This window comes from Kribbella sp. NPDC050124 (assembly GCF_044460355.1).
Lineage (GTDB): Bacteria > Actinomycetota > Actinomycetes > Propionibacteriales > Kribbellaceae > Kribbella.
In genome coordinates this window covers 346,826-370,520 of record NZ_JBITJU010000001.1, presented here as the reverse complement: position 1 = coordinate 370,520, position 23,695 = coordinate 346,826, and the positions used below count along the sequence as shown (strand labels likewise).

Sequence of the window (23,695 nt, the reverse complement as noted above, 5' to 3'; positions counted from 1 at the left end):
CAACCCGCAGACCGGCCCGTTCCACGTCGAGGGCGCCGCGGCCTGACCAGCACCGACCGCACCGCCACACTGCAGGACCCGCTGCCCTCACCAAGGTTCCGAAGCGGCTGTTACCGGCGGCTGACGTGTACAGCGGCACCCACCGGTACCTCCGCGACCTTGCGGCGACGCTCTGACCTGCTGACCGCAACACCGACCAGGCACAGCGCACCACCCACCAACGCCAGACCGGCCGGAGTCTCACCGAGGAACATCCACGCGAGCAGGATGGCAACCATCGGCACCAGGTACGTCGTCGCGCCCATGCGACCCGCGCTGGTCCGGGACAACGCGTAGGCCCAGGTAGTGAAGCCGAGCGCGGTCGGGAACGCACCGAGGTAGAAAACCCACCACAGCGTGGCCGGTCGCGCCGTACCGATCTCTTCGACCAGTCCGGGGGTGTACGGAAGGCAGACGGCTGTGCCGATGATGCAGGCGAGCCAGGTGACTTGTGCAGCGGGCAGCCGACTCAGCAAAGGCTTCTGCGTGACCACGCCGACGGCGTACGAGATGGCGGCTGTCACGCACAGCACGACACCCCAGGTCTCGGCCCGACCGGTCGACGTCGCCATGCCGATCAAGAACACGCCACCGAAGGCGATCAGGCTGCCGACGAGCACCTGCCGCGGGAACCCCTCGCCCAGCGTCAGTCCGGCGAGCAACGCGACCAGCAGTGGTGCGATGTGGACGAGCATCGCCGCCGTACCTGCGTCGAGTCGCCGCTCGGCCGCGTTGAGCGCGACGTTGTAGACGCCGAACCACAGCAGGCCGCACGCCAGCAGCAGCGGCCAGTCGCGTCGTTTCGGCATCCGGAACGGCTCCCGCTTCACCAGCAGCACCAGCCCTAGCAGGACGCTGCCGACCAGCAGCCGAGCCAGTGACAGCGGACCGGCCGACAGTTCGGTCCCGAGGTGCCGGATCGCCACGAACGACGAGGCCCAGAGGACGACGCTGACGCCGGCGGCACCGAGTGCGGTGGGATTCATGCCCACCACGGTAGAAAGGATCAATTGGGTCTGCCATGCTGATACGGAGGCTAGGAGGCTGGGTTGCTTACCGAAACGAAAAGCGGATTGCTGGATGAGTTGAACATCCGGATTCTCCAGGAGCTCGAAGTCGATCCCCGGCTGCGGACCGCCGAGCTGGCCCGCCGGCTCGGAGTCTCCACGCCGACCGTGCGCGAGCGGGTCACCCGGCTGGAGGAGTCCGGCGTGATCCGCGGATACCGGCTCGACATCGATCCGGCCGCGCTCGGGCGGCCGGTCGCCGCCTGGGTCCGGCTGCAGCCGGGACCTGGTCAGGTCCTGCGGATCGCCGAACTGGCCCGGAGTACGCCGGAGGTCGTCGAGTGCCACCGGATCTCCGGCGAGGACTGCTTCCTGATGCGGGTCCAGGTCGCCGCGATCGACAAGCTCGAGGACCTGCTGGACCGCTTCGGCCCCTACGGCCGTACCAACAGCTCGTTCGTCGTGTCCACCCCGGTGCCACCCCGCTCGGTCCCACTCAGCTGAGTTCGGGCTGTCCGAAGGGTGGGCCCCAACCACTTTCGGGAGTGGTCTGCATCACTAGTCTGGTGGCGACTTCAGCGACCTTTGGAAGGACCCGACCCATGGCTGCCGACAAGTCTGTCCGCAGAGTTGCCCTGCTCACCGCCGGCGGGCTCGCGCCCTGCCTGTCGTCCGCCGTCGGCGGGCTGATCGAGCGCTACACCGAGGTGGCGCCCGACGTGGAGATCATCGCCTACCTGAACGGCTACCACGGCCTGCTCAGCGGCCGGCACCTCGACGTGACCCCCGAGGTACGCGCGAAGGCCGGCCTGCTGCACAAGTTCGGCGGCAGCCCGATCGGCAACAGCCGGGTCAAGCTGACCAACACCGCCGACCTGGTGAAGCGCGGCCTGATCGCCGACGGCCAGAACGCGCTGCAGGTCGCGGCCGAGCGGCTGGTCGCCGACGGTGTCGACGTACTGCACACGATCGGCGGCGACGACACCAACACGACCGCCGCGGACCTGGCGGCGTACCTGCACGAGCACGACTACGAGCTGACTGTCGTGGGCCTGCCGAAGACGATCGACAACGACGTGATCCCGATCCGGCAGAGCCTGGGCGCCTGGACCGCGGCCGAGCAGGGCGCGCTGTACGCCCGCAACATCATCGCCGAGCACTCCTCGAACCCCCGGATGCTGATCGTGCACGAGGTGATGGGCCGCAACTGCGGATGGTTGACCGCGGCGACGGCGCAGGCGTACCGGGACTGGTGGAAGCAGCAGGACTGGAACCCGGGCATCGGCCTGGACGCGCCCGGCTGGGACGTGCACGCGGTGTACGTGCCGGAGGCAACGATCGACCTGGACGCCGAGGCGGACCGGCTGCGCAAGGTGATGGACGAGACCGACTGCGTCAACATCTTCCTGTCCGAGGGCGCCGGCGTCGAGTCGATCGTGGCCGAGCTCGAGGCCCGCGGCGAGGAGGTCGGCCGGGACCCGTTCGGGCACGTGAAGCTGGACACCATCAACCCGGGCGCCTGGTTCGCCAAGCAGTTCGCCGAGCGGATCGGCGCCGAGAAGACGATGGTGCAGAAGAGCGGCTACTTCAGCCGCTCGGCCGCGGCCAACGACCGCGACCTCGCGCTGATCAAGGAGTGCACCGACTACGCGGTCGACGCGGCGCTGCGCGGTGAGAGCGGCGTGGTCGGCCACGACGAGGAGCGCGGTGACGAGCTGCGCGCGATCGAGTTCCCGCGGATCGCCGGTGGGAAGGAGTTCGACCCGGGGGTCGACTGGTTCGTCGGCCTGAAGGCCGAGCTCGGCCAGTCCTAAGGCGTTGACCGGAGGCGGCCGACCCATACGTCGGCCGCCTTCTCGATCTGGTCGAGGACGTCGTCGAAGGCGGCGTCGTGGAAGTACGGATCGGGTACGTCGAGATCGGCGAACAACTGGACCGGCATGTCGCCGCGGTGCCGCTTCAGCGCGGCCAGGTGGCCCGAGTCCATCGCGAGGATCAGGTCTCGCTCGGCCGACCACCCTTGCTCGAACTGGCGGGCCCGGTGTGCGCTGCCGTCATATCCTCGGTGCTGCAGCGCGGCCGCGGCCCGTGGGTCCATCGGATCACCGGTGTGCCAGGCGCCGGTGCCCGAGCTGGTGACCTCGACGTCGAGGATCCCCGCCGCGGCGAGCTTCGCGCGGAGCACGACCTCACCCATCGGTGACCGGCAAATGTTGCCCGTGCAGACGATCTCGACGTGTCTCACGTCAGCGGATCTCCGCCTTGTCCGGGAGTACGGCGTTCAGCAGCATGCCGACGACCGTGATCACCAGTGATCCGAGCAACGCCGCCCAGAAGCCGTCGACGTGGAACTGGACGTCCAGCTTCCCGGTGATCCACGAGGTGAGCAGGAGCATCGCGGCGTTGATCACGAAGATCAGCAGGCCCAGCGTCAGGATGATGAACGGCAGCGACAGCAGCTTCACGATCGGCTTCACAATCGCGTTCACCAGGCCGAAGATGGCCGCCACGATCAGCAGCGTGAGGATCCGCCGGCCGGTGGTGGCGCCCTGGATGGTGATCCCGCTGATGAGCCAGGCCGCGATCGCGAGCGCGACCGCGTTGGCGAGCAACTTGATGATCAAGTTCTTCATGCCGTCGATCCTCCCACCCCGCGGGTAACACCCAGCCCCCTGCCGCGCCCTGGTTCACCCCTGGCTCTTGACAGGCTAATGACCAAGTGATCAGATCATTTTCATTGTGAGGTGAATGACTGCCGGGAAACCGGAGCTGGGAGCCAAGATGTCACCACGTCGTTGGGTGTCTGCAGTAGCCGTGCTGTCGCTGACAGCGACCGCGGTCGGCGTGCCGGCGGCCGAGGCTGCCACTCCGGACGGGGCCGCCGAGTGTGACGCCGTACGGACCAACTGGACGGCGCAGGCGGCGCCGCAGGCCGACCCGGAGAGCCAGCTCAACGCCTACAGCAACACCGGCAAGGGCTGGACGGGCGGCGACACCACCAACTCGGTCAAGCTCTCCGGCGGTCGGACCGTGTGGATCTTCTCCGACACGTTCCTTGGTCCGGTGAATCCTGACGGCAGTCGTCCGACCACGACGCCGTTCATCAACAACTCGTTCGTCGTGCAGCGCGGCGACTCGTTAAAGACCGTGACCGGAGGTACGACGGCCAACCCGACGGCGCTCGTACCACCGCCGGCCAACGGCTGGTACTGGTTCGGCGCCGCGCAGACCAGTGACGCGGGTCGCAACCTCGACGTCGTCGCCCTGCGGTTCGAGAAGACCGGTCCGGGGCAGTGGGACTGGCGCTGGGCCAGCAACTACATCGCCCGCTTCGACAGCGAGACCCTGAAGCTCCGCAAGCTCACGCCGATCCCGTCCGCCGCGAACGTGCAGTGGTCCGCGTGGCTGCAGCGGGACAGCGGCTACACCTACATCTACGGCGTCGAGGACCTGGGCGCATCGAAGTACCAGCACGTGGCGCGGGTCCGCGGCGACGACCTGACGGCCAAGCCGTGGGAGTACTGGACCGGCAGCGGCTGGTCGGCGGACGAGAGCGCCTCGGTGCGCGTACTGGAGGGCGTCGCCAACGAGCACAGCGTGACCCGGTGGCGTGACGGCTACGTGCTGGTCACGCACGACACCACCGAGCTGTTCAGCAAGCGCGTCCTCGGGTACTTCTCCTGCTCGCCGACCGGTCCGTTCGTCAAGCCGGTCGAGCTCTACCAGACCCCGGAGACCGGTGCGGACGGCAGCTACGAGAACGCCAACATCATCACCTACAACTCCCACGACCATCCGGACCGGCGCCGCGGCGACGAGCTCCTGGTCAGCTACAACGTCAACAGCCTGGACGCCAACACCGACCTGTACGCCGACGTGAGCATCTACCGCCCGCGCTTCGTCGCCGTCACCCTGGCGGCAGCCCAATGAGCACCCCGGGTGGCGTCGTACGGCGGAGTCTGCTCGACGACCTGGCCACGTCCATGCTGGCGCTGATCGCCGATCGCAAGCTGGCGGCTGGTGACCAGTTCGAGTCGGTGCGGTCGTTGGCCGACCGGTTCAAGGTCGCCGTGCCGACGGTCCGGGAGGCGCTGCGGCGCCTCGAGGCCACCGGTGCGGTCGAGCTGCGGCACGGATCCGGTGTGTACGTCGGTCCGCACATCGGCCGCCTGGTGCTGCCGAACCCATTGGCGCCGACGCCGTCGTCGGACCGCCTGATCGAGTTGCTGCAGGCGCGTGCCCTGATCGAGCCCCCGGTCGCCGCCCTGGCCGCGCGGGTCCGGACCGAGGCCGCGCTGCAGCGGATGGACCGCGACCTGACCGTGGCCGCCGAGCTGATCGCCTCCGGCGACCACGCCCAGTTGGCCGAGGTCAACATGGACTTCCACCGCTCCCTCGCGCAGGCGTCCGGGAACGCGACGCTGGCCGAGGTGGTCGAGTCCGTGACCGTGGTCAACGTCCGGGAGCAGCTGGAGATCCTGCACATCCACGGCGACCGGCAGACCGACCTGGACGAACACCGGGCCATCCACGCCGCCGTACTGGCCGGTGATCCCGAACTGGCCGAACGCCTCACCCGCGAACACCTCGACGGAGTCCTTGCCGTCATCAACGACCGACTATGAGTGCCGCGTGGTGGATCTCCTTCGGCGCTTGCGGCGCCCAGGCACGCACCTCGCGGCACTTGCCCAGCGCCCACGATGCTCCGCATCGAGGCCACTGCTCAAGCACCGCGATGCACGCACCTGGACACCGCAATCATTCGAACGAGATCCACCACACGGCACTTGCACCCTTGAAGCTGAGAGGACGCACCATGCAACGCATCACCAATCGGAAAGCACTGACCGCTCTGGCGGTGGCCGGTGCGCTCGTGCTGTCCGCCTGCGGGGGCGGTGGCGGCGGCGCCGAGGCCGCCAAGGGCGAGGACAAGCCGGTCGACTCGCTGAAGTTCTACAACGACAAGGGCGGCTGGAAGGACGCCTTCGTCCAGGTCGGCGCGGCCAGCAAGAAGGACGTCGGGGTCGGGATGGAGCCGGTCGGGTACTCCGACTCCAACACCTACACCGCCTTCATCCGGTCGTCGTTCCGGACCAAGGAGAAGGCCGACCTGTTCACCTGGCACACCGGCAAGGAGCTGGAGGACCTGGTCGACCAAAAGCTGGTCGCCGAGACCACCGACCAGTGGACCAAGGCGGTTGCCGACGGCAACGTGCCGGAGCAGCTCAAGCAGTACTTCACCTTCGACGGCAAGCAGTACTGCGTCCCGCTGAACGCCGGCTACTGGGTGCTGTACTACAACAAGGCCGTCTTCAAGAAGGCCGGGATCACCGAGAACCCGAAGACCTGGGCCGACCTGGTGGCGATCGCGGACAAGGTCAAGGCGGCCGGCGTGAAGCCGTTCTACCAGACCAACATCCTGTTCAGCTTCGTCTGGTTCGAGACGCTGCTCGCGGGCAAGGACCCAGACCTGTACGACGCTCTCGCGGCGGGCAAGGCGAAGTGGACCGACCCGGGTGTGGTCGAGGTGATGAACGAGTGGAAGAAGATGATCGACGCCGGCTACTTCAGCGACCCGGGCTCGAAGACCGAGCCGCAGGCGCAGCTGAAGAAGGGTTCCGTGGCGATGATCAACTTCGGCACCTGGTTCAGCGGCAACCTGAACTCGCTGAAGATGAAGGCCGGCACCGACTACGACTTCTTCGTCATCCCGAACGTCAACCCTGACCTGCCGAAGACCTCGATGATCTTCGAGACCGGACCGGTGTGCTCGGCGGCTCAGAGCGAGCACTCCTCGACGGTCAAGAAGTGGACCGACTGGTGGGTCACCCCGCAGGCGCAGACCGCGTGGGCGAACTCCCGCGGCGACCTGTCCTTCAACCCGAAGGCCGAGGTCAAGGACCCGAGCCTGGCGGCGCTGAACAAGGACGTCGGCGGTGAAGGCTACCGCCTGATCAACCGCTGGTTCGAGGCGACGCCGGTGCCGGTCGCGAACAAGGCGCTGGAGGTGTTCGGCGCGTTCGTCACCAAGCCGGGCGACCCGATGCCGGGCCTGCAGAAGATCCAGGCCGAAGCGGACGCGTACTGGGCCAAGCAGAAGTGACCTCCACCATCGAGCGGCCCGCTGCCACCAAGCAGCGGGCCACCGCCCAGCAGTCAGCCCGGACGGGTGCGCGGGTCGCGCCCCTGTTCGGGCTGCCGGCCGCGGGCGTGGTCGCACTGCTGCTCTACCTGCCGTTCCTGTGGACGACGTACATCAGCTTCACCGACTACGACGGGCTGGCGTCGCCGGTCTGGTCCGGGTTGGCCAACTACAAGGCGATGTTCAGCGACCCCGATCTGGTCGGGGCGCTGGTCAACACGCTGCTGTGGGTCGCCGGCATGGTGACGCTCCCCGTGGTGCTCGGGCTACTGGTCGCCGTACTGACGTATGGGCACAAGTGGGGCACGTGGCTGCGGTTGCCGTTCCTGCTGCCGTACGCGATCTCCGGTGTGGCCGTCGGCGTCATCTGGGGCTTTGTGCTGCAGCCGGACGGCGCGCTCGGTCAGGCGCTCGGGTTCTTCGGGCTGCCTGGTGAGCACACCGGCTGGCTGCAGGCCGGTCCGGGAAACACGCTGATGATGATCGTGGCGGTGACCTGGCAGGCGGCCGGTGTGAACGCACTGCTGTTCGTGGTCGGGTTGCAGTCCATCCCGGCCGAGCCGCTCGAGGCTGCCCGGCTGGACGGCGCCGAGGGGTTCCGGCTGTTCCTGCACCACCTCTGGCCGCAGCTTCGGCCGATCACCACGGTGGTGATCGGGCTCTCGATCGTCGGCAGCCTCAAGACGTTCGACGTGGTCTGGGTGATGACCCAGGGCGGTCCTGGTACGTCGTCCGAGACGCTTGCACTCTCCATGTACAAGGAGACGTTCGTGCTGAACGACTATGGCCAGGGCTCCGCGATCGCGTTGTTCCTCAGCCTGGTCACCTTCGCCGCGTCGATCCTGTACCTGCGCTACCAACTGGGGGACTCGCGTGAGCAAGGTTAGAACCGGAGTCCTCGTCGTTCTCGGGTTGCTGTGGCTCGCGCCCGTCTACCTGCTGATCGTGAACGCGTCCAAGGCTGTGGACGGGTACGACCCGGCCTCGGTGTGGAAGCCGGACGGGTTCGCCCTGTTCGCGAACTTCGCGGACGCGTGGAGCAAGGCCGCGCTCGGCGACACCCTGGTGGCGACGACGCTCTACAGCGTGGTGTCTCCGGTGCTCGCGGTGCTGATCGGCGCCGCGGCCGGCTACGCGATCGTCGTACTGCGGCTGCGGCGCGGGTTCCTGTGGTTCGTCTTCATCTTCGGCGGGACGATCTTCCCGCTGCAGATGATCCTGATGCCGCTGTTCTCCGGGTTCGCCGACTCCGGTCTCTACGACACCCGGCTAGGGATGGTGATCGTCTACACCGCGATCAGCGTGCCGTTCTCGGCGTTCGTGATGCGGAACTTCTTCACCGGGATCGCGCGCAGCGTGTTCGAGGCCGCGGTGGTCGACGGCGGCGGGCTGTTCCGGATCTTCCGCAGCATCTACCTGCCGATGGCCGGGTCCGCGCTCGCCGCGATCTTCATCCTGCAGGCCACCTTCGTCTGGAACGACCTGCTGCTCGGCCTGACGCTCAGCCAGTCCGAGTCGGTCCGCCCGATCATGCCCGCCTTGACCGGCCTGCAGAGCACGTACGGCGGCGCCGCTCTCCCCACGGTGTTGGCGGGCGGCCTGCTGGTGTCGCTGCCGACGGTGATCTTGTTCCTTGCCGCACAACGCTTCTTCTCCCGGGGCCTGGCCCTCGGTCAGTTCTGAAAGGCGGACATGAGTCGCACAGTTGTAGTCACCGGGGGAGCCGCCGGTATCGGCCGTGGTGCGGTCGAACGATTCGTTGCGGCGGGCGACCACGTCGTGGTGCTGGATCGGGATGCAGATGCGCTTGCGGGCCTGCACGAGTTGGGCGTTCAGGGGATCGCTGTCGACGTGGGTGACCGGGGTGCCTTGGCAGGAGCTGCTGAGCAGCTGGACAGCGTGGATGTGCTGGTTTGTGCGGCCGGGGTGCAGCGGTATGGCACCGTCGCGGACACGCCGGCGGCCGTCTATGACGAGGTGATGGCGGTGAACGTGGGGGGCGTGTTCTTTGCCTGCCAGGCGTTTGTGCCGAAGCTTCCTCGGGGTGGCAGTGTCGTGGTGGTCGCGTCGGTGCAGGCGTATGCGGCTCAGAAGAGCGTGGCGGCGTACTCGATGGGCAAGGGTGCGTTGCTGTCCCTGGTCCGGGCGATGGCAGTGGACCACGCTCCGGACGGGATCCGGGTGAACGCGGTCTGCCCGGGGTCTGTGGACACGCCGATGTTGCGGGCCTCGGCCGCCCAGTTCGGTGGTGGGCGGTCGACGGACGAGGTGGTTGCGGAGTGGGGGCGTTCGCATCCGCTCGGCCGGGTGGCGACGCCGGGAGAGGTTGCAGAGGTCATCCACTTCCTCGCATCTCCGGCTGCGGCTTTCGTGACCGGAGCGGACGTGAAGGTGGACGGCGGCCTGACCGCCGGGCTGGCCGTCGTACTGCCGGAGGATTCGAAGTGAAGATCGTCGACATCCGGGCCACTACCGTCACGATGCCGCTGGAGGCGCCGTTGCGGCACAGCAACGGTGCGCACTGGGGGCGCTTCGTGCGGACCGTGGTCGAGATCGAGGCCGACAACGGGCTGATCGGCCTTGGCGAGATGGGCGGCGGCGGGCAGAGTGCCGAGGCTGCCGTAGTCGGACTGAAGCCCTACCTGGTCGGCCACGATCCGGCGCGCACCGAGGCGCTGCGCTGGATGCTCGCCAACCCGACCGCGAGTCTCTACAACAACCGGACGCAGTTGCTGGCCGCGGTCGAGTTCGCCTGTCTCGACCTGCAGGGCAAGCACCTCGGCGTGCCGGTGCACGAGCTGCTCGGTGGCAAGGTTCGGTCGAAGGTGCCGTTCGCGAGCTACCTGTTCTTCCGGCATCCGGCCGACGACGGCACCGGCGAGATCCGGACCGCGGAACAGTTGGTGAAGCACGCGCGCGAGCTCGTCGACCAGCACGGGTTCAGTGTGCACAAGCTGAAGGGCGGCGTCTTTCCGCCGGACTACGAGCGCGAGTGCTTCCGGGCGCTGGCCGAGGCGTTCCCCGGGCACCGGGTCCGGTTCGACCCGAACGGCGCCTTCGGCGTCGAGGAGGCGATCCGGTTCGCCCGCGGGATCGAGGACCTCGACAACGACTACCTCGAGGACCCGACCTGGGGCCTGAACGGGATGCGCCGGGTCCGCTCGAAGACGTCGATCCCGCTGGCCACGAACACCGTCGTGGTGAACTTCGAGCAACTCGCCGCGAACGTCCGTGACCCCGCCGTCGACGTGATCCTGCTCGATACCACGTTCTGGGGCGGCATCCGGCCGTGCATCAAGGCGGCCGGCGTCTGTGAAACCTTCCAGCTCGGCGTCGCCGTGCACTCCTCCGGCGAGCTCGGCATCCAGCTGGCCACGATGCTGCACCTGGGCGCCGTCGTACCGAACCTGTCCTTCGCCGCCGACGCGCACTACCACCACCTGCGCGACGACATCATTGCCGGCGGCAAACTTCCGTACGAAGGCGGCGCGATCGCCGTACCGGACGGACCGGGGCTCGGGGTCGAGCTGGACCGCGACAAACTCGCCGAGTACGCCGAACTGTTCCGCGAGCTCGGCCCCTACCCCTACGACCGGGACCCGGCCAGACCGGACTGGTACCCCCTGCTACCGAACACCGATTGGGCCGACCCTTCATGACGATCCCGTCCAGCGCGGACCTCGCGAGCGACGTTCTGACCCACACGTACGACGACATGTTCAACCCGCCCGGGTTGACGAACTTCCTGGGCACCGCGCAGGTGGATCTGGACGTGTTCGCGATCCGCAGCGTCAACTTCCCGCCGTACTCGCATGGCGACTGCATCACCGGTCAGCTGTATGTGGACGGGCGGCTGGCCCGCTCGTACGGCGGCGTGGTCGAGGTGGTGTGGCGCCCCGACTGCGTGGTGCGGTCGACGGTTGTCGACGGGCTGACGCTGCGCACGACCACCGCCTGCGCTCCTGGTCGCCCTGCCGTCGTCGTGCAGCTGGACGTGGCCGGTGAGCCTGGGCGCTCGGTGCGGCTTGGGTTTGCGTTGGACAGTACGGCGACCCGGTCGGGGAGTGGCTGGTTGAAGCCTGAGCCTCCGTCGGAGCCCAACACCCTGCAGATTGTTGACAATCGGGTTGTCGGCACGGGTGCGTCCGGGTCCGCGGTGAGCTTGCAGGGTGTCGACGTACCGGCTTCCGTTGACCGGTCGATGCTTGAGGCAACTGTTGTGCTGGATGCGTCGGGGCAGGCGCGGGTGGGGTATGTGCATGTGTTGGCTGGGGATCTGGCGGAGGCGACGTCGCACTTCGACGCCTGTGTTGCCGACGTGCCGGCCGTCTTCGCGGGGGCCGAGATTGCGTGGGACAAGGCGTTGGCGGACGCGTTCGACCCGGCAGGTGACGGGTTCAGCGGGTCGCTGCCGATTCTGGAGACGTCGAACGAGGCGTTGCGGAAGCTGTACTGGTGGGGCGTGCTCGGAGTGGTGTGGTTCCGGCGGGACAACCCGGCGAGTGTGCTCGGGCGGACGTACGACACGCTGATGCCGCGGTACTGGCAGACCACCACCTTCATCTGGGACTACAGCCTGTCCTCGCTGACGCATGCGCTGCTCGACCCGGAGCCGATGCGGCGGCACATCGAGCACTGGATCGACCTGGACACCCACAAGCACTTCGGGACCGAGTGGCTGACCGGTGGTCCGGTCGGCTACTGGTATTCGGTCAACGACTTCGCCATGACGCGGCTGGTCCGCGACTACGTGCGGTTCACCGGTGACGTCGGCTTCCTGGACGCCTCAGTGGGTGCCAAGCCGGTGGCCGAGCACCTGCACGACTGGGCGACCGCCTGGCGCGGTCTGCGTGGTGACCACCCGCTGGCGGACTATGGCGGCATCGACAACCTGCTGGAGTGCGTGAGCAGTTACGTGCACGAGGTGGCCAGCTTCAACGCCGCCAACGTCTGGTGCCTGCGGGTCGCCGCTGAGGTCGCCGAACGCTCCGGAGACGACGACCGCGCCGCGCTGCTGCGCAAGGAAGCCGACGAGCAGGCAGGCCACGTCAACGAGCTGTACATCGAGGGCACCGGCTTCTGGCACGCACGACAGCCGGACGGCGCGATGGTCCCGGTGCGGCACTGCTACGACTTCAACATCGTGGGTACGACGATGGCGTCCGACCTCTCGCCGGCGCAGCGAGCCGAGATGGTCGCGTTCTTCCAGCGGGAGTTGCAGACGCCCACGTGGATGCGTGCGCTGTCGCCGTACGACGCCGATGCTGCCTTCAGCGTGCGGCCGGATCACCAGTGGAACGGCGCGTATCCGGCTTGGCCGGCGGATGCGGGGCGGGCGCTGTTCGCGCTGGGTCGCGGTGACGTGTTGCTGGACTGGCTGCCGGGGTTGGCGCGGACTGCCAACCAGGGGCCGACTGGTCAGGCGCACTTCGTGGAGGAGGCGGCGCCGGCGATGGCCGGTGGGGCGCGGAAGTCGCCGCCGCAGTTCCCGTACCTGATCGACTGGTCCTGCTCGTCGTCCGGCTCCTGGGTCAGCCTGGTCCTGGAGGGTGTCTTCGGCCTGGATGTCGCATTGGACGGCACCGTCACGGCGAACCCGCAGGTCAGCGCACTGGACCCGGGGGCTCGCCTGACGGGGCTCCGCGTCGGATCGGCGACGTACGACGTCACCGCCGACGGCTTGGTCACCGCCGACGGCCTGGTCAGCGCCGACGGCCTGGTCAGCCTCGCGGGCACGGTCAGCGGGGAGGGCGCGGTCAGCGCGGTGGAGTAGCGATCGCCTCGAGCAAGGACTCCTGCGCGCCTGCGAGGTGGCGGCTTAGCTCCTCGACGCACTCGTCGAGCTCACCGCGCTCGAGCAGGCGGACGAGCTTGCGGTGCGAGGCGACCTGCTGCCGGGCGTCCTGGCGGAGGGCGTCCACGCGGGCCAGCGCCAGCCGTGCCTCGCCGGTGATCGCGTCGGCGGTCGCAATCAGTCGCTCGCTGCCGGTCAGCGCGACCAGGCTGCGGTGGATGGCCAGGTGCGTCTCGGTCATCGCCTCCGGGTCGGCGCCGTCCTTGGCGGTCGCGGCGAACGTCCGCATCGCCTCCCGGACCCGCTCTCGCGCGGCCTCGTCGGCGTCGAACCAGGCCCTGATACCGGCCGACTCCAGCACGAACCGGGCTCGGCAGATGTCCGCCACCGCCTCCGGGTGCAGGATCGCGACGCTGACACCCTTGTTCGGCTCCCGGATCGCGAGACCCTCGGTGACCAGCATGGTCATCGCCTCGCGGACGGTGCTCCGGGCAACGCCCAGCGCCTCGGCCAGCGGTTGTTCGCGCAACGGCGTACCGGGCTCCAGGTCGCCGGCGAACAGGGCAGCGCGTAGAGCGTCGACCACCCGGTCCACCGTGGTCGAGCGATCCACCCGCAGCCGTTCGTACATGGGGAGATTCTCGTCCAGTCAAGGTCCGTTGTCGCGCGCGACCCGGCGTCGGCGGACCACCCGCCGTACAACCTGTGGATAACTCCCGACATGATGACCCGGTTTTCGGGCAGCATTTTCCCCAGTGGCCGCCCCTCTCCACGATTCGCCGCGGAGGGCCACTGAGCCAGCGAGGAGCCGACCGTGGGTGACAGCAAAGCACTGCCGATCGTCGGCGGCGTCATGCTGGTGCTGGTCCTGCCGCTGATCGTCGTGGTCGCGCTCATTGTCGGCGGCCTGGCCAGCATGGACACGGCGGCGGCCCAGTGCGTGCCGTCCGAGACCGAGGGCGCCACCTTCGCCTGGCCCACCGACCGGCACGAGATCGACCAGGGCTGGTCGGATCCCGACTCCGAGGGCAACAGCCACTCCGGGGTCGACTTCGAGATCGACGAGGGCAAGAAGGTCTACGCGGGCGAGGACGGCGAGATCGTCTCCACGGCCGACCGGCAGGTCCGGATCAAGCACGACCGGGGTGTCGAGACCCGGTACAAGTACCTGAAGGACATCTCGGTCCGGAACGGGCAGACGGTCAAGCGCGGCGACCCGATCGGCACCGTCGGCTCCGAGGACGAGTCCACTCCGGGCCTGACCGGTGCCCACCTGCACTTCGAGCTGTGGATCGACAAGGAGAACGACGGCAACCTGGTCAACACCGAGCCTGAGGAAGACAACCTGTTCGGCGACGAGGGCGGAGCCGACAGCGGCGGCTGCGGCTGCAGCGACCTGTCCGGGTCGAACAACCAGCAGAAGGCGTTCAACTACTTCGCCTCGAACGGGTACACCAAGGAGCAGGCCGCCGGGATCGTCGGCAACATGATCCACGAGTCCGGCGTGGAGCCCGGGCGGAAGGAGGGCACCGCGCCGGGCACGGTGACCAACCCGTCCGACGTGGTCGAGTTCTCCGGCGGCTGGGGCATCGTCCAGTGGACGCCGGCCGGCAAGATGATCAACCCGTCCCGCGAGTCCGGCGTCGACGACGCCGTGATCGGCTCGCTTGAGTACCAGCTGGAGTTCCTCAAGAAGCAGCTGGCCGGCCAGACCGCGATCCCGGAGAAGCACGCCGGTGACATGCTCAAGCAGGCGCGGACGGTCGAGGACGCCGCGGTCGCCTTCGGCCGGTACTACGAACGCTTTCTGGGCTCCGACAACCTCAACCACGAGCGGTACACCCAGCGCAAGACCGCCGCCCGCGAGGTGCTGGAGACCTTCGGCGGGACCGCGCCGTCCGAGGGCGGCGCCGGCGCCTGCGGCGCGGGCAACGGCGACATCGTGAGGACCGCGCTCCAACTCGCCTGGGACACCCCGAACCACGGCCACAACCCCAAGCCGATCAACCCGACCTACGCGCAGGCGGTGGAGGACCACAACGGCTCGTCCGGCGACGACGTGCTCACCGACTGCGGCGTGTTCGTGGCGACCGTGATGCGGATGAGCGGAGTCGACAAGGACTACGCCCCGCGCGGGACGACCGTCCAGATGGAGTACCTGCGCAGCTCCGGGAAGTACGACATCTTCGACAACCTCAACAACGAGGGCCAGCTGAAACCTGGGGACATCTTCATCATCGACGGTCACACCTACCTCTACACCGGCAACTACGAGGGCGGTGACGGACGCACGTACAACGCGGCGTCGGCGTCGCTGCACGGTCACGTGCCGGAGGCCTCGCACGTGTACTTCTCCGACGACCGCGGCCACTACACGGTGGCCCGGCTCAAGCAATCAGGAGCATCGGACTGATGGATGAGAACCGGCGGCTGTTCGTGCTCAGCGGCACGGTGGTGGTGATCGCGCTGATCGTGCTCGGTGGGATTCTGCTGTTCCGCGGCAACCCGGAGCACACGCTGACCGTGAAGTCGATCCCGAACGACCTGACCCTCACCGTGGACGGCAAGCAGGTCCCGGCCAACGGCGAGATCAAGCTGAAGGAAGGCAAGCACACGCTGACCGGCGAACGGCGCGGCTTCCAGAGCTACACCGAGACGGTCGAGATCAGCGAGGACTCGCAGTACAAGATGTACCTGTTCTCCAACAGCGCGGAGGGCCGCGCCTGGGAGAAGACGCACCCGGGCGAGCAGCTCGAAGCGGAGGCCGAGTCCGGCCGCCGCTTCGACGAGCTCAACCGCCGGCTCGCGGCGAAGTACCCGATCCTCCAGGAACTCCCGTACATCGGCCCCGGCTTCACCATCAACCAGGGCCTGTCCCAAGCTCACCCCGGCGACCCCGAGTACCTCGCCTTCTACATCAAGATCACCGACTCCGAAGGCCAGAAAAAAGCCCTCGAATGGCTAACCGGCCACGGCTACAACCCCGACAAGCTCGAACTCATCTACACGAAGTAGCCGCCGGCACGGCGGTCGGCTGTGGGGCGACCGCCGTACGGCGGGGTCAGGCGGGGAGGATGAGTTCGCCGCCGGGGGTTGAGGCGGGGGTGAGGTCGAAGTCCAGGGGGTTGGTGAGGCAGCGGGCGGAGCCGCCGCCTTTGTGGAACTCGGTGAGGTCGAGGACGACCACCCGGAGGCCGAGGCCGGTGAGGATCTCGTGCAGGCGCGGGGAGCAGGCCGGCATGATGATCGTCTCGTTCACGACGATCGAGTTGCCGCTGAACGCGAACGCCTCCTCGTCGGTGAGCACGATCGGGTCCGGCACGATCCGGAACAGCTCCGCCTGGCTCTCCGCGTCGAACGCCGCCGGGTAGATCATCGCGTGCGTGCTGTCCACCGGGCAGAACGGCAGGTCGAGGTGGTACATCCCCTCGTGCGTGATCCGCAGCCCGCGAACCCGGATGCCCCACTCGGCCGCGAGCCGCTTGAGCGCGCCGAGCTCGGTCCGCGGTCCGTACCCGACGACCAGGCTGTCGCCGTACACGAACGCGTCGCCGGACTCGAAGTGCGGCCCGACCCCGCCCGACCCGGTCCGGTCGAGCGTGAACCCGTGCCCGACGAACCAGTCAGCCGCGGTCAGCGACTCCTTCCGCCGCGGCTCGAACCGCATGTGCGAAAGCATCGCCCGGCCGTCCGCGGTCGCCAGGCCGAGGTTCATCGCGTACACCATGTCCGGCGAGTCCGGCCGCTGCGCCAGCACCTCGACCGCACCCCCGGCGTCGACGATCGCCTGCCGCAGCGAGTCCCACTGCTTCAGCGTCAGCTCGGGATCGGGCTGGTCGTGGGTGGACATGTAGGGATTGATCACATAGTCGATCCGGAAGTGGTCCGGGCGGACCATCAGATACCGGCGACCCCACTCCAGCGACTGACCCATGAGCACTCCCTTCCCAACCCGCGGCCGACGGCCGCGGTGCCTTGAGATCTATTGACAGATCCCCTGATTGTCCGACAATCCGTCAGTGTGCAGTCCGGATCGCCGGGAGTCAAACGTCCGGTCACCGGGTGGGGCAGGCCACGTCCGGGAGGGTGGTTCGGGACTGAGGTTGGAGCTAGCCTGCGGGCATGAGCGCAGAGGATGTGGTGCGGTTCCGTGCGTGCCTGGACGACGTGCCGGCTTACAAGCCCGGTCGTCCGCCTGCCCGGACCGATGGCCGGCCGACCTACAAGCTGTCGAGCAACGAGAACCCGTACCCGCCGCTGCCCGGCGTCCTCGCCGCGGCCACCGAGGCCGCGGCCCAGATGAACCGCTACCCCGACATGGGCGCGGTCGACCTACTCGAGGCGCTCTCGGCGCGGTTCGGCGTACCGACGAGTGACCTCGCGGTCGCGACCGGCTCCGTCGCGCTGCTCTACCACCTGCTGCAGGCCTCGTGCTCGGACGGTGACGAGGTCGTCTACGCCTGGCGCTCGTTCGAGGCGTACCCGATCGCGGTCCAGCTGACCGGCGCCACGTCGGTCCAGGTGCCGCTGACCGACGACGCGCGGCATGACTTCAAGGCGATGGAGGCTGCGCTCACCGAGCGGACCAAGGTCGTCCTCATCTGTACGCCGAACAACCCGACCGGACCGGTGGTACGGCGTGACGAGTTGCTCGCCTTCCTGGACGCCGTACCGTCGAACGTGCTGGTCGTGATCGACGAGGCGTACCGCGAGTTCGTCCGCGAGCCCGACGTGATCGACGGCATTGACGTCTACCGCGACCGCCCGAACGTCGTCGTACTCCGGACCTTCTCCAAGGCGTACGGCCTGGCCGGCTTCCGCGTCGGGTACGCCGTCGGACACCCGCCGGTGGTGTCGGCGATCCGCAAGTGCGCGCTGCCGTTCGGCGTCAGCCACGTCGCGCAGGCCGCGGCGATCGCCTCGCTGGCCGCGGAGGAGGAGTTGCTCGAGCGGGTCGAGGCGCTGGTGACCGAGCGGACCCGGGTGGTCGACGAGCTGCGCGCGGCCGGCTGGGACGTCCCCGAGACCCACGCGAACTTCGTCTGGATGCCACTCGGCGACGACACCGTGGCGTTCGCGGAGGCGGTGCAGGCCGAGGGTGTGTCGGTCCGGCCGTTCCCCGGCGACGGCGCCCGGGTCAGCATCGGCGAACGCGAAGCGAACGACCTGTTCCTGTCCGTCGCCCGCGCCTGGCGCCAGTGACCTCGCTGATCTGGATCTCGGGCGCCTCGGCCGGGATCGGCGCGGCGCTGGTCGCAACGGTCCCTTACGGCGACGCGCGCGTGATCGACGTATCACGCCGCGGCGGCGGACCGGCCGAACACCTCAAAGCCGACCTGTCGGACCCGGCAGACTGGGCGCGCGTCGCGGAACACTTCAATGAGGAGTTGGCCGGCTACGACGGTGACCGCGTGGTGTTCATCCACAACGCCGGCACGATCTCCCCGATCGGGCCGGCGTCCGCTGTCGACGCATCCGACTACAGCCGCGCGGTCCTGCTGAACTCAGCTGCTCCGCAGGTCCTGGGCCAGGCGTTCCTGCAGGCAACCGCCGGACTGACGTGTGAGCGTCATCTTGTGCTGCTGTCATCCGGCGCGGCGAAGACGGCGTACGCGGGCTGGTCGTCGTACAACGCGGGGAAGGCAGCCGTCGAACACTGGGTCCGAACGGTCGGCGCCGAGCAGGACTCCGTGGGCGGCTGCCGCGTGATCGCAGTAGCCCCGGGCGTAGTCGACACCGCCATGCAGTCCGAGATCCGCTCGACAACCGAGCAGGCCTTCCCGTCGGTAGCCCGCTTCCACGAACTCAAGGAATCCGGCGCCCTCAGCACCCCCACGGAAGCAGCCACCGGCATCTGGTCCTTGCTGTCACGCGAACTCCCCAACGGCTCCTGCGTAGACCTGCGAAACCTGTAGATCCACCCCACGCGCCAGCTACGCCCACTCCTCCGTCGCGTGCTGCCCGGGCGCTCCCACCCACCCGCGGTGCTCGCTTCACCGACCACACCGTGGAGCAGCCAGCTGGCATCCACACCGACGACCGTGGGCGAGCGTGGTTGACAGTTGCGACGGGACTCGGGGCCTGAGGCAGGGTCTGGTGGCCGTCCACAAGAAATGACGGCTCTTGTGTTGGATGTGTGGGTGATGCGGTGTCGGGTCAGCGTGCAGCTCGACAGGTAGTGCACCGCGTCACGGCGTACGCCCCCGCAGACGCCGCGCTCAGGTGCACTACCCGGCCCCGGGACACCACCTGTCGATCCCGCAGCCGATCAGATGCACGCGAGCCCCGCGACAGTCACCGGGGGCTCGGACAGGAACCCGTGGGCGGGGACCTGCTAATTTCCTGTCCTCACCCACCAGACGGTGTTCAAGCTCTCGCCTTCCCCCCCGCACCGACCAGCATCCGGACGAACCGGCCGCCTGCTGGGATTGACGCGGTGCTCATCCAGCTCACACGCCACCGCTGACGCGGCTCCGGCCGCGGCTGGTGGGTTGGGTGATCGCTGGCGGGATGCAGCAGGGCAGCGGTGAAACAACCCGCCAACCAGCGGCTCCAGGACTGCTGGGGTGAGTCCACGCACCCCGCGCGGAGACAGGCAGGACTGCTGCGGCGAGCGCACCAGCCTGCACGGGGACAGCAGGACTTCTGCGACCCACACATCCAACACAAGAGCTGTCATTTCCTGTGCACGTCCACCCGTTCCCGCGCGAGCCCCCGGTTGCTTGCACCACCAGCGCCGGCCAGTCAGTCAACCGCGCGGACAAAGGAGGCCGCCCGCGGCGGACGGGAGGCCGGGAGCTGCGTGGCGTCCCACGGCCGCAGACAGCACCGGCGGCGACAGGTGGCTGCTCGATCGCGTCCTCGCGGTTGGGCGGCGCCGGGAGGAGTGAGGCTTGCTCCCGGCGCCGCGGGTGGTGCTGCCGAATCAGTCACCCCACCGAGGTGACTCTTTCGGGTCCTGCATCACTGACCAGGGAGGAGGTCAGTTGTTCTGCTCGGACTCCTGCTCGCAGGTCTTCAGCGAGTCGATGGAGTTGCCGTCGTTGTCCAGGCCCAGGACGCCGCTCAGGTTGGTGATCGGCACGTTGCCGCCGATGCCGGTCGCGGAGAACTCGTTGTGGCAGACCTGCCACGGGCCGACGTTGTTGCGGCTCACGGACACCAGGCCGTCGTTGCCGACCTTGTACCACTTGGAGTTGTTCTGCTCCGAGTCCGACTCGCAGGTCTTGACGGCGGTCACCGAGTTGCCGTCGTTGCCCAGGCCGACGACGCCGACGACGTCGCTCACCGGAACGTTGCCGCCGATGCCCGTGCCCGAACCGAAGTTGTGGCAGGCCTGGAACGGGCCGAGGTTGTTGTCGTCAACGGCAACCAGGCCACCGTCGCGCTTGACCCAGTACCAGTGCTTGCCGCCCTTGTCGTAGCCCTTGCTGGCCAGCGACGCCGCGTCGGCCAGGCCGGTGCCCTGAGCCTTCTGCTGCGCGTCGTCGAGAACGTTCGCGCTCACGACGGTGGCCAGGCCCAGCGTGGCGACGGTCGCCACGGCCGCGGCGGCGGCGATCTTGCGAGTTACCTGCATTATGCCAGGTTTCCTTTCGGGTTTGACGGATTCGTCTTAGTGGTAACGACACCTGCTGGAGGCGGTTACAAACTTTTTCGTCAACTATTTGATCCACGGGGGGCCTCATAGCCGTCGCGTGATGACTTCGCTGACAAGGCAACGAACCCGCTCTGACCAGGCAACTTGCCGGTAACCAGGCGCGGTTGGAGACGTCCTCACTTTTACCGGCGATCGCCCGTAACCGATGCCGGTGTCCGTCGTTGAGTGTGCGCGGGTGACGGATGAAACCCGGTGATTCAGAAGATTGTCATCGGTGGGCTCGGTGGTCGCCGAATTGGCAATACCATGATGAATCGGAATATCGTTGGAACCATTGCCGCAGTTTCGCGCCGTGTTTTTTCGGGGCAGGGCGCCGGCCGGCAACCAGGTCCCGCTGCCGCGCGCATCGGCAGCGGTGGGAGACCCGGGTCCTCAGGGGCCCGGGTTCTTCCTTTTCAAGAGCCGACGGTCAGGACGTCGTACGCGGACGCCGCTCGGCCGTCACCACCAGGGCCACGCCGATGATGATGACTCCGCCGCCGAACAGGATCTGCCAGGTCACGTGCTCGTCGAGGATCAGCCATCCGAGCAGTACGGCGACCCCCGGGTTCACGTACGCGTAGGTCCCGATCAACGAGATCGGCGCGTTCGCCAGGAGATAGCTGTACGCCGTGTACGCCAGCAGCGACCCGAATGCGACCAAGTACCCCAGCGCGATCCACCCAGAACCGTCGATCCGGTCCAGGTGCAACCGCCCCGGCTCTCCCCGCAGTACGCCGAGCAACAGCATCGCCGTACCGCCGAACAGCATCTCGTAGAGCGCCGCCACCAGCGGATCGCGCGGCAGGCCGAGTTGCGGCGAGAACCGCGAGCCAGTCGCCCAGCAGATCGTGCCGACGACCAGGATCGCCACCGACAGCGGCTTCGCGCTCGTGTTGCCACCAGACAACGCGAGCAGCGCGACACCTGCGAAGCCGATCAGTACGCCGACCCACGTGAGTGCACGTGGTCGATCGCCACCCCCGACACGCAGCAGCATCAGCCACAGCGGGATCGCGGCCACGAGTAGCGCGGCCAGCCCGGACGGCACTGTCTGTTCCGCGACCGCGACCGCACCGTTGCCGAAGGCAAGCAGCAGCAGGCCGACCACGGCCGCGCCGAACGCCTCCTGCTTGGTCACCCGCAGTCGCCGCCAGCCCGACTTCAGTCCCAGGAACGCCGCCAGCAGCAGGCCGGCCACCAGGAACCGGGCCGCCATCCCGAGCATCGGCGGGATCTCGGCTTCGACGACCACCCGGATCCCGAGGTACGTCGAACCCCAGACGACGTACACGACCGCCAGCGCAGACCAGATCATCGCGGTCGACGCCTGGCGACCACCGGTCTCAGGCAGTACGGCGGGGGAAGCGGTAGCCATCCTCATCCTCGATGTGTCAGGGGTGTAATGCAAGAACGATAATTACCTCCCTGAGGTGGGCGCAAGGCGGTTTCCGGCCAGCAATCCGCTGTTTCCCGCCACGCCATCGGGACCGGGCAGGGTGCCCCTGCTGCCGACAGTGAGGAGAGTGGGATGCGGGTCGCTGGTGTGGTGGTTGGCGCGCTGATCGTGACGCTGGGTGTCCAGCCGGCGTACGCGAGTGAGCTTCCGGGAGTGACCGCGTCGGCCGAGACCGCGCCGAACTGGGACGACGATGCGGGCGGCAACGCCAACGCCGATGACCCCGCCATCTGGATCGACACCAAGCACCCCGAGCGCAGCGTCGTACTCGGCACGCTGAAGAACGGTGGGCTGACCGTCTTCGACCTCACCGGCAAGGAGGTGCAGCGGTTCGCCACGCCACCGGCGCCCGCGCCCGACCAGGAGCCCGGTCGGTTCAACAACGTCGACTTGGTCGGCAACTTGGCCGTCGTGACTGACCGTGGCCGGGACCAACTCCGGACGTACGCCGTGAAGGCCGGCCGACTCACCGACGTGACCAGCGCCGACGCGCCACTCGTGTTCAGCAAGGACACCGAGGAGGTCCAGGAGCAGCGGACCGCGTACGGCCTGGCCGCGACTGTGGTCAGCGGCCAGCCGGTCGTCGCGGTGACCCGGCGCAGCGAGATCCGGGTCGGCTTCTTCCGGCTGGTCCCGGACGGCAAGGGCAAGGTCACCTACCGCCCGATCACGAAGGTCGACCTGCCGAGCAGCTTCAAGCTGACCGACGGCAGCACCTGGAGCCCCTGCGAGGAGCCGGGCGACCGGCCGCAGCTGGAAGGAATGGTGTTCGATCGGACCACCAACGACCTGTACGCCGCCCAGGAGGACGTCGGCGTCTGGCGGATCCCGCTGAACGGGAAGCCCGAGTTGCTCGAGAAGGTGCGTGAGTTCGGTCAGCCGGCTGCGTACAACGAGGAGACCGAGGAGTGCGAGCCGACCGGTCCGGTCAGCCCTGACGCCGGGAAGCACCTGAGCGCGGACGCCGAAGGGCTGACGATCGCCTACCGGCACGGCGTACGGACTCTGTACGCGTCCAGCCAGGGCGACTCGACGTTCGCGAGCTATCGGATCGACAGGCGCCGGCTGGTCTATCGCGCCGGCTTCCAGGTGGCGGACGGGCCGCGGACGGACGGCGTACAGCACAGTGACGGTGCGGCCGTGACGACCGAGTCGCTCGGGCCGCTGTTCCCGCACGGGCTGTTCGCTGTGCATGACGGCGAGAACACGCCCGGTGACGGCGACCGCGAGGGCACGAACTTCAAGCTCGTCCGGCTGGAGAAGCTGCCGTAATCGGTACCCAGTTGTGACACATCTCGCATCGATCACCCATGGTCTGTCACATGAGCGGCAAGACGCGCGAAGATATGACCAGTTGATGGACTGGTGTCTCAGCCGAGGACCAGTTTCGGTACCGCGGTACCCGCGAGCGTCCAGACAGTTAGCGGATCAGGCAACCGCTGGGTACGGTGTCCGGCAAGTAGTGCAGCCAGTGAGGCCGGTGAGGAGGTCTACTGGTAGAGAGACAGTGCATCAACCCCTGGATCCACGCGGTCCTGCCTGCGAAGCCTCACCCGGCTGAAGGGCCGGCCCCCGTGCAACGTTGCGGTCGCGGCGATCCCGCGCTCGAACCCGA

General features: G+C 68.1%; 22 protein-coding genes. 15 read left to right on the top strand and 7 right to left on the bottom strand.

The window, feature by feature from the left end:
* Nucleotides 1–110: 110 nt before the first annotated feature.
* Complete coding sequence (locus tag ACIBL3_RS01850) at nt 111–1,025, bottom strand: DMT family transporter (protein ID WP_396351257.1); 915 nt, start codon at nt 1,023–1,025, stop codon at nt 111–113.
* Nucleotides 1,026–1,112: 87 nt separating this feature from the next.
* On the opposite strand from ACIBL3_RS01850, the gene ACIBL3_RS01845 reads away from it, so the two are divergent.
* A complete protein-coding gene (locus ACIBL3_RS01845; RefSeq protein ID WP_396351256.1) occupies nt 1,113–1,550 on the top strand; it encodes an Lrp/AsnC family transcriptional regulator in 438 nt (145 codons plus the stop codon).
* Between the two features lie 98 nt (nt 1,551–1,648).
* Complete coding sequence (locus ACIBL3_RS01840; protein ID WP_396351255.1) at nt 1,649–2,860, top strand: pyrophosphate--fructose-6-phosphate 1-phosphotransferase; 1,212 nt, start codon at nt 1,649–1,651, stop codon at nt 2,858–2,860.
* Here the strand turns inward: ACIBL3_RS01840 and ACIBL3_RS01835 are convergent.
* Both ACIBL3_RS01835 and ACIBL3_RS01830 read right to left on the bottom strand, forming a co-directional pair.
* Entirely contained in the window at nt 2,857–3,291 is a 435-nt protein-coding gene (locus ACIBL3_RS01835) for a low molecular weight protein-tyrosine-phosphatase (protein ID WP_396351254.1), read from the bottom strand. The genes ACIBL3_RS01840 and ACIBL3_RS01835 overlap by 4 nt on opposite strands.
* Nucleotide 3,292: 1 nt before the next feature.
* Complete coding sequence (locus tag ACIBL3_RS01830) at nt 3,293–3,679, bottom strand: phage holin family protein (protein ID WP_360514317.1); 387 nt, start codon at nt 3,677–3,679, stop codon at nt 3,293–3,295.
* Nucleotides 3,680–3,827: 148 nt separating this feature from the next.
* Between ACIBL3_RS01830 and ACIBL3_RS01825 the strand changes: the two genes are divergently transcribed.
* The 8 genes from ACIBL3_RS01825 (at nt 3,828) to ACIBL3_RS01790 (ending at nt 12,961) form a co-directional block, all read left to right on the top strand.
* A complete protein-coding gene (locus ACIBL3_RS01825; protein ID WP_396351253.1) occupies nt 3,828–4,976 on the top strand; it encodes a DUF4185 domain-containing protein in 1,149 nt (382 codons plus the stop codon).
* Nucleotides 4,973–5,671, top strand: a complete 699-nt coding sequence (locus ACIBL3_RS01820) for a FadR/GntR family transcriptional regulator (RefSeq protein WP_396351252.1) — start codon at nt 4,973–4,975, stop codon at nt 5,669–5,671. The genes ACIBL3_RS01825 and ACIBL3_RS01820 overlap by 4 nt, the downstream gene beginning before the upstream one ends.
* A 191-nt stretch (nt 5,672–5,862) precedes the next feature.
* The gene (locus ACIBL3_RS01815; RefSeq protein ID WP_396351251.1) at nt 5,863–7,149 is read left to right on the top strand and encodes an ABC transporter substrate-binding protein; all 1,287 of its coding nucleotides are present in this window, start codon (nt 5,863–5,865) and stop codon (nt 7,147–7,149) included.
* A complete protein-coding gene (locus tag ACIBL3_RS01810; RefSeq protein WP_396351250.1) occupies nt 7,146–8,075 on the top strand; it encodes a carbohydrate ABC transporter permease in 930 nt (309 codons plus the stop codon). Before ACIBL3_RS01815 ends, ACIBL3_RS01810 begins: the two co-directional genes overlap by 4 nt.
* A complete protein-coding gene (locus tag ACIBL3_RS01805) occupies nt 8,062–8,871 on the top strand; it encodes a carbohydrate ABC transporter permease (RefSeq protein WP_396351249.1) in 810 nt (269 codons plus the stop codon). Before ACIBL3_RS01810 ends, ACIBL3_RS01805 begins: the two co-directional genes overlap by 14 nt.
* 9 nt (nt 8,872–8,880) lie before the next feature.
* A complete protein-coding gene (locus ACIBL3_RS01800) occupies nt 8,881–9,636 on the top strand; it encodes an SDR family NAD(P)-dependent oxidoreductase (protein ID WP_396351248.1) in 756 nt (251 codons plus the stop codon).
* On the top strand, nt 9,633–10,847 hold the full coding sequence (locus tag ACIBL3_RS01795) for an enolase C-terminal domain-like protein (protein ID WP_396351247.1): 1,215 nt from the start codon (nt 9,633–9,635) through the stop codon (nt 10,845–10,847). The genes ACIBL3_RS01800 and ACIBL3_RS01795 overlap by 4 nt, the downstream gene beginning before the upstream one ends.
* A complete protein-coding gene (locus ACIBL3_RS01790) occupies nt 10,844–12,961 on the top strand; it encodes a hypothetical protein (RefSeq protein ID WP_396351246.1) in 2,118 nt (705 codons plus the stop codon). Before ACIBL3_RS01795 ends, ACIBL3_RS01790 begins: the two co-directional genes overlap by 4 nt.
* On the opposite strand, the gene ACIBL3_RS01785 is transcribed toward ACIBL3_RS01790, so the two are convergent.
* The gene (locus tag ACIBL3_RS01785; protein WP_396351245.1) at nt 12,945–13,613 is read right to left on the bottom strand and encodes a GntR family transcriptional regulator; all 669 of its coding nucleotides are present in this window, start codon (nt 13,611–13,613) and stop codon (nt 12,945–12,947) included. The genes ACIBL3_RS01790 and ACIBL3_RS01785 overlap by 17 nt on opposite strands.
* A gap of 183 nt (nt 13,614–13,796) precedes the next feature.
* Between ACIBL3_RS01785 and ACIBL3_RS01780 the strand changes: the two genes are divergently transcribed.
* Both ACIBL3_RS01780 and ACIBL3_RS01775 read left to right on the top strand, forming a co-directional pair.
* Entirely contained in the window at nt 13,797–15,395 is a 1,599-nt protein-coding gene (locus tag ACIBL3_RS01780; RefSeq protein ID WP_396351244.1) for a phage tail tip lysozyme, read from the top strand.
* Nucleotides 15,395–15,997 carry a PEGA domain-containing protein gene (locus ACIBL3_RS01775; protein WP_396351243.1) on the top strand — a complete coding sequence of 201 codons (603 nt, stop codon included), beginning with the start codon at nt 15,395–15,397 and terminating at the stop codon, nt 15,995–15,997. Before ACIBL3_RS01780 ends, ACIBL3_RS01775 begins: the two co-directional genes overlap by 1 nt.
* A gap of 46 nt (nt 15,998–16,043) precedes the next feature.
* Here the strand turns inward: ACIBL3_RS01775 and ACIBL3_RS01770 are convergent, their stop codons facing one another.
* Entirely contained in the window at nt 16,044–16,916 is an 873-nt protein-coding gene (locus ACIBL3_RS01770) for a dimethylarginine dimethylaminohydrolase family protein (protein WP_396351242.1), read from the bottom strand.
* 188 nt (nt 16,917–17,104) lie between these two features.
* Here ACIBL3_RS01770 and hisC point away from each other — a divergent pair, with 188 nt between their 5' ends.
* Both hisC and ACIBL3_RS01760 read left to right on the top strand, forming a co-directional pair.
* The gene (gene hisC / locus ACIBL3_RS01765; protein WP_396351241.1) at nt 17,105–18,184 is read left to right on the top strand and encodes a histidinol-phosphate transaminase; all 1,080 of its coding nucleotides are present in this window, start codon (nt 17,105–17,107) and stop codon (nt 18,182–18,184) included.
* Nucleotides 18,181–18,897, top strand: coding sequence for an SDR family NAD(P)-dependent oxidoreductase (locus ACIBL3_RS01760; RefSeq protein ID WP_396351240.1), 717 nt, complete (start codon nt 18,181–18,183; stop codon nt 18,895–18,897). Before hisC ends, ACIBL3_RS01760 begins: the two co-directional genes overlap by 4 nt.
* Before the next feature lie 1,067 nt (nt 18,898–19,964).
* Here the strand turns inward: ACIBL3_RS01760 and ACIBL3_RS01755 are convergent.
* Both ACIBL3_RS01755 and ACIBL3_RS01750 read right to left on the bottom strand, forming a co-directional pair.
* On the bottom strand, nt 19,965–20,561 hold the full coding sequence (locus ACIBL3_RS01755; protein ID WP_396351239.1) for a hypothetical protein: 597 nt from the start codon (nt 20,559–20,561) through the stop codon (nt 19,965–19,967).
* A gap of 490 nt (nt 20,562–21,051) precedes the next feature.
* Nucleotides 21,052–21,999 carry an EamA family transporter gene (locus tag ACIBL3_RS01750; protein WP_396351238.1) on the bottom strand — a complete coding sequence of 316 codons (948 nt, stop codon included), beginning with the start codon at nt 21,997–21,999 and terminating at the stop codon, nt 21,052–21,054.
* A gap of 153 nt (nt 22,000–22,152) precedes the next feature.
* Here ACIBL3_RS01750 and ACIBL3_RS01745 point away from each other — a divergent pair, with 153 nt between their 5' ends.
* Nucleotides 22,153–23,352 (top strand): phytase, encoded by a 1,200-nt coding sequence (locus ACIBL3_RS01745; RefSeq protein WP_396351237.1) that lies wholly within the window; start codon nt 22,153–22,155, stop codon nt 23,350–23,352.
* Nucleotides 23,353–23,695 lie beyond the last annotated feature (343 nt).

Excerpts from the sequence above, each read along its gene's own strand:
- ACIBL3_RS01825 (WP_396351253.1), top strand. The coding sequence starts at position 3,828 with ATGTCACCACGTCGTTGGGTGTCTGCAGTAGCCGTGCTGTCGCTGACA.
- ACIBL3_RS01815 (WP_396351251.1), top strand. The coding sequence starts at position 5,863 with ATGCAACGCATCACCAATCGGAAAGCACTGACCGCTCTGGCGGTGGCC.
- ACIBL3_RS01770 (WP_396351242.1), bottom strand. The coding sequence starts at position 16,916 with ATGGGTCAGTCGCTGGAGTGGGGTCGCCGGTATCTGATGGTCCGCCCG.
- ACIBL3_RS01830 (WP_360514317.1), bottom strand. The coding sequence starts at position 3,679 with ATGAAGAACTTGATCATCAAGTTGCTCGCCAACGCGGTCGCGCTCGCG.
- ACIBL3_RS01820 (WP_396351252.1), top strand. The coding sequence starts at position 4,973 with ATGAGCACCCCGGGTGGCGTCGTACGGCGGAGTCTGCTCGACGACCTG.
- ACIBL3_RS01790 (WP_396351246.1), top strand. The coding sequence starts at position 10,844 with ATGACGATCCCGTCCAGCGCGGACCTCGCGAGCGACGTTCTGACCCAC.
- ACIBL3_RS01750 (WP_396351238.1), bottom strand. The coding sequence starts at position 21,999 with ATGGCTACCGCTTCCCCCGCCGTACTGCCTGAGACCGGTGGTCGCCAG.
- ACIBL3_RS01840 (WP_396351255.1), top strand. The coding sequence starts at position 1,649 with ATGGCTGCCGACAAGTCTGTCCGCAGAGTTGCCCTGCTCACCGCCGGC.
- ACIBL3_RS01745 (WP_396351237.1), top strand. The coding sequence starts at position 22,153 with ATGCGGGTCGCTGGTGTGGTGGTTGGCGCGCTGATCGTGACGCTGGGT.
- ACIBL3_RS01755 (WP_396351239.1), bottom strand. The coding sequence starts at position 20,561 with ATGCAGGTAACTCGCAAGATCGCCGCCGCCGCGGCCGTGGCGACCGTC.
- ACIBL3_RS01785 (WP_396351245.1), bottom strand. The coding sequence starts at position 13,613 with ATGTACGAACGGCTGCGGGTGGATCGCTCGACCACGGTGGACCGGGTG.
- ACIBL3_RS01850 (WP_396351257.1), bottom strand. The coding sequence starts at position 1,025 with ATGAATCCCACCGCACTCGGTGCCGCCGGCGTCAGCGTCGTCCTCTGG.
- ACIBL3_RS01800 (WP_396351248.1), top strand. The coding sequence starts at position 8,881 with ATGAGTCGCACAGTTGTAGTCACCGGGGGAGCCGCCGGTATCGGCCGT.
- hisC (WP_396351241.1), top strand. The coding sequence starts at position 17,105 with ATGAGCGCAGAGGATGTGGTGCGGTTCCGTGCGTGCCTGGACGACGTG.
- ACIBL3_RS01775 (WP_396351243.1), top strand. The coding sequence starts at position 15,395 with ATGGATGAGAACCGGCGGCTGTTCGTGCTCAGCGGCACGGTGGTGGTG.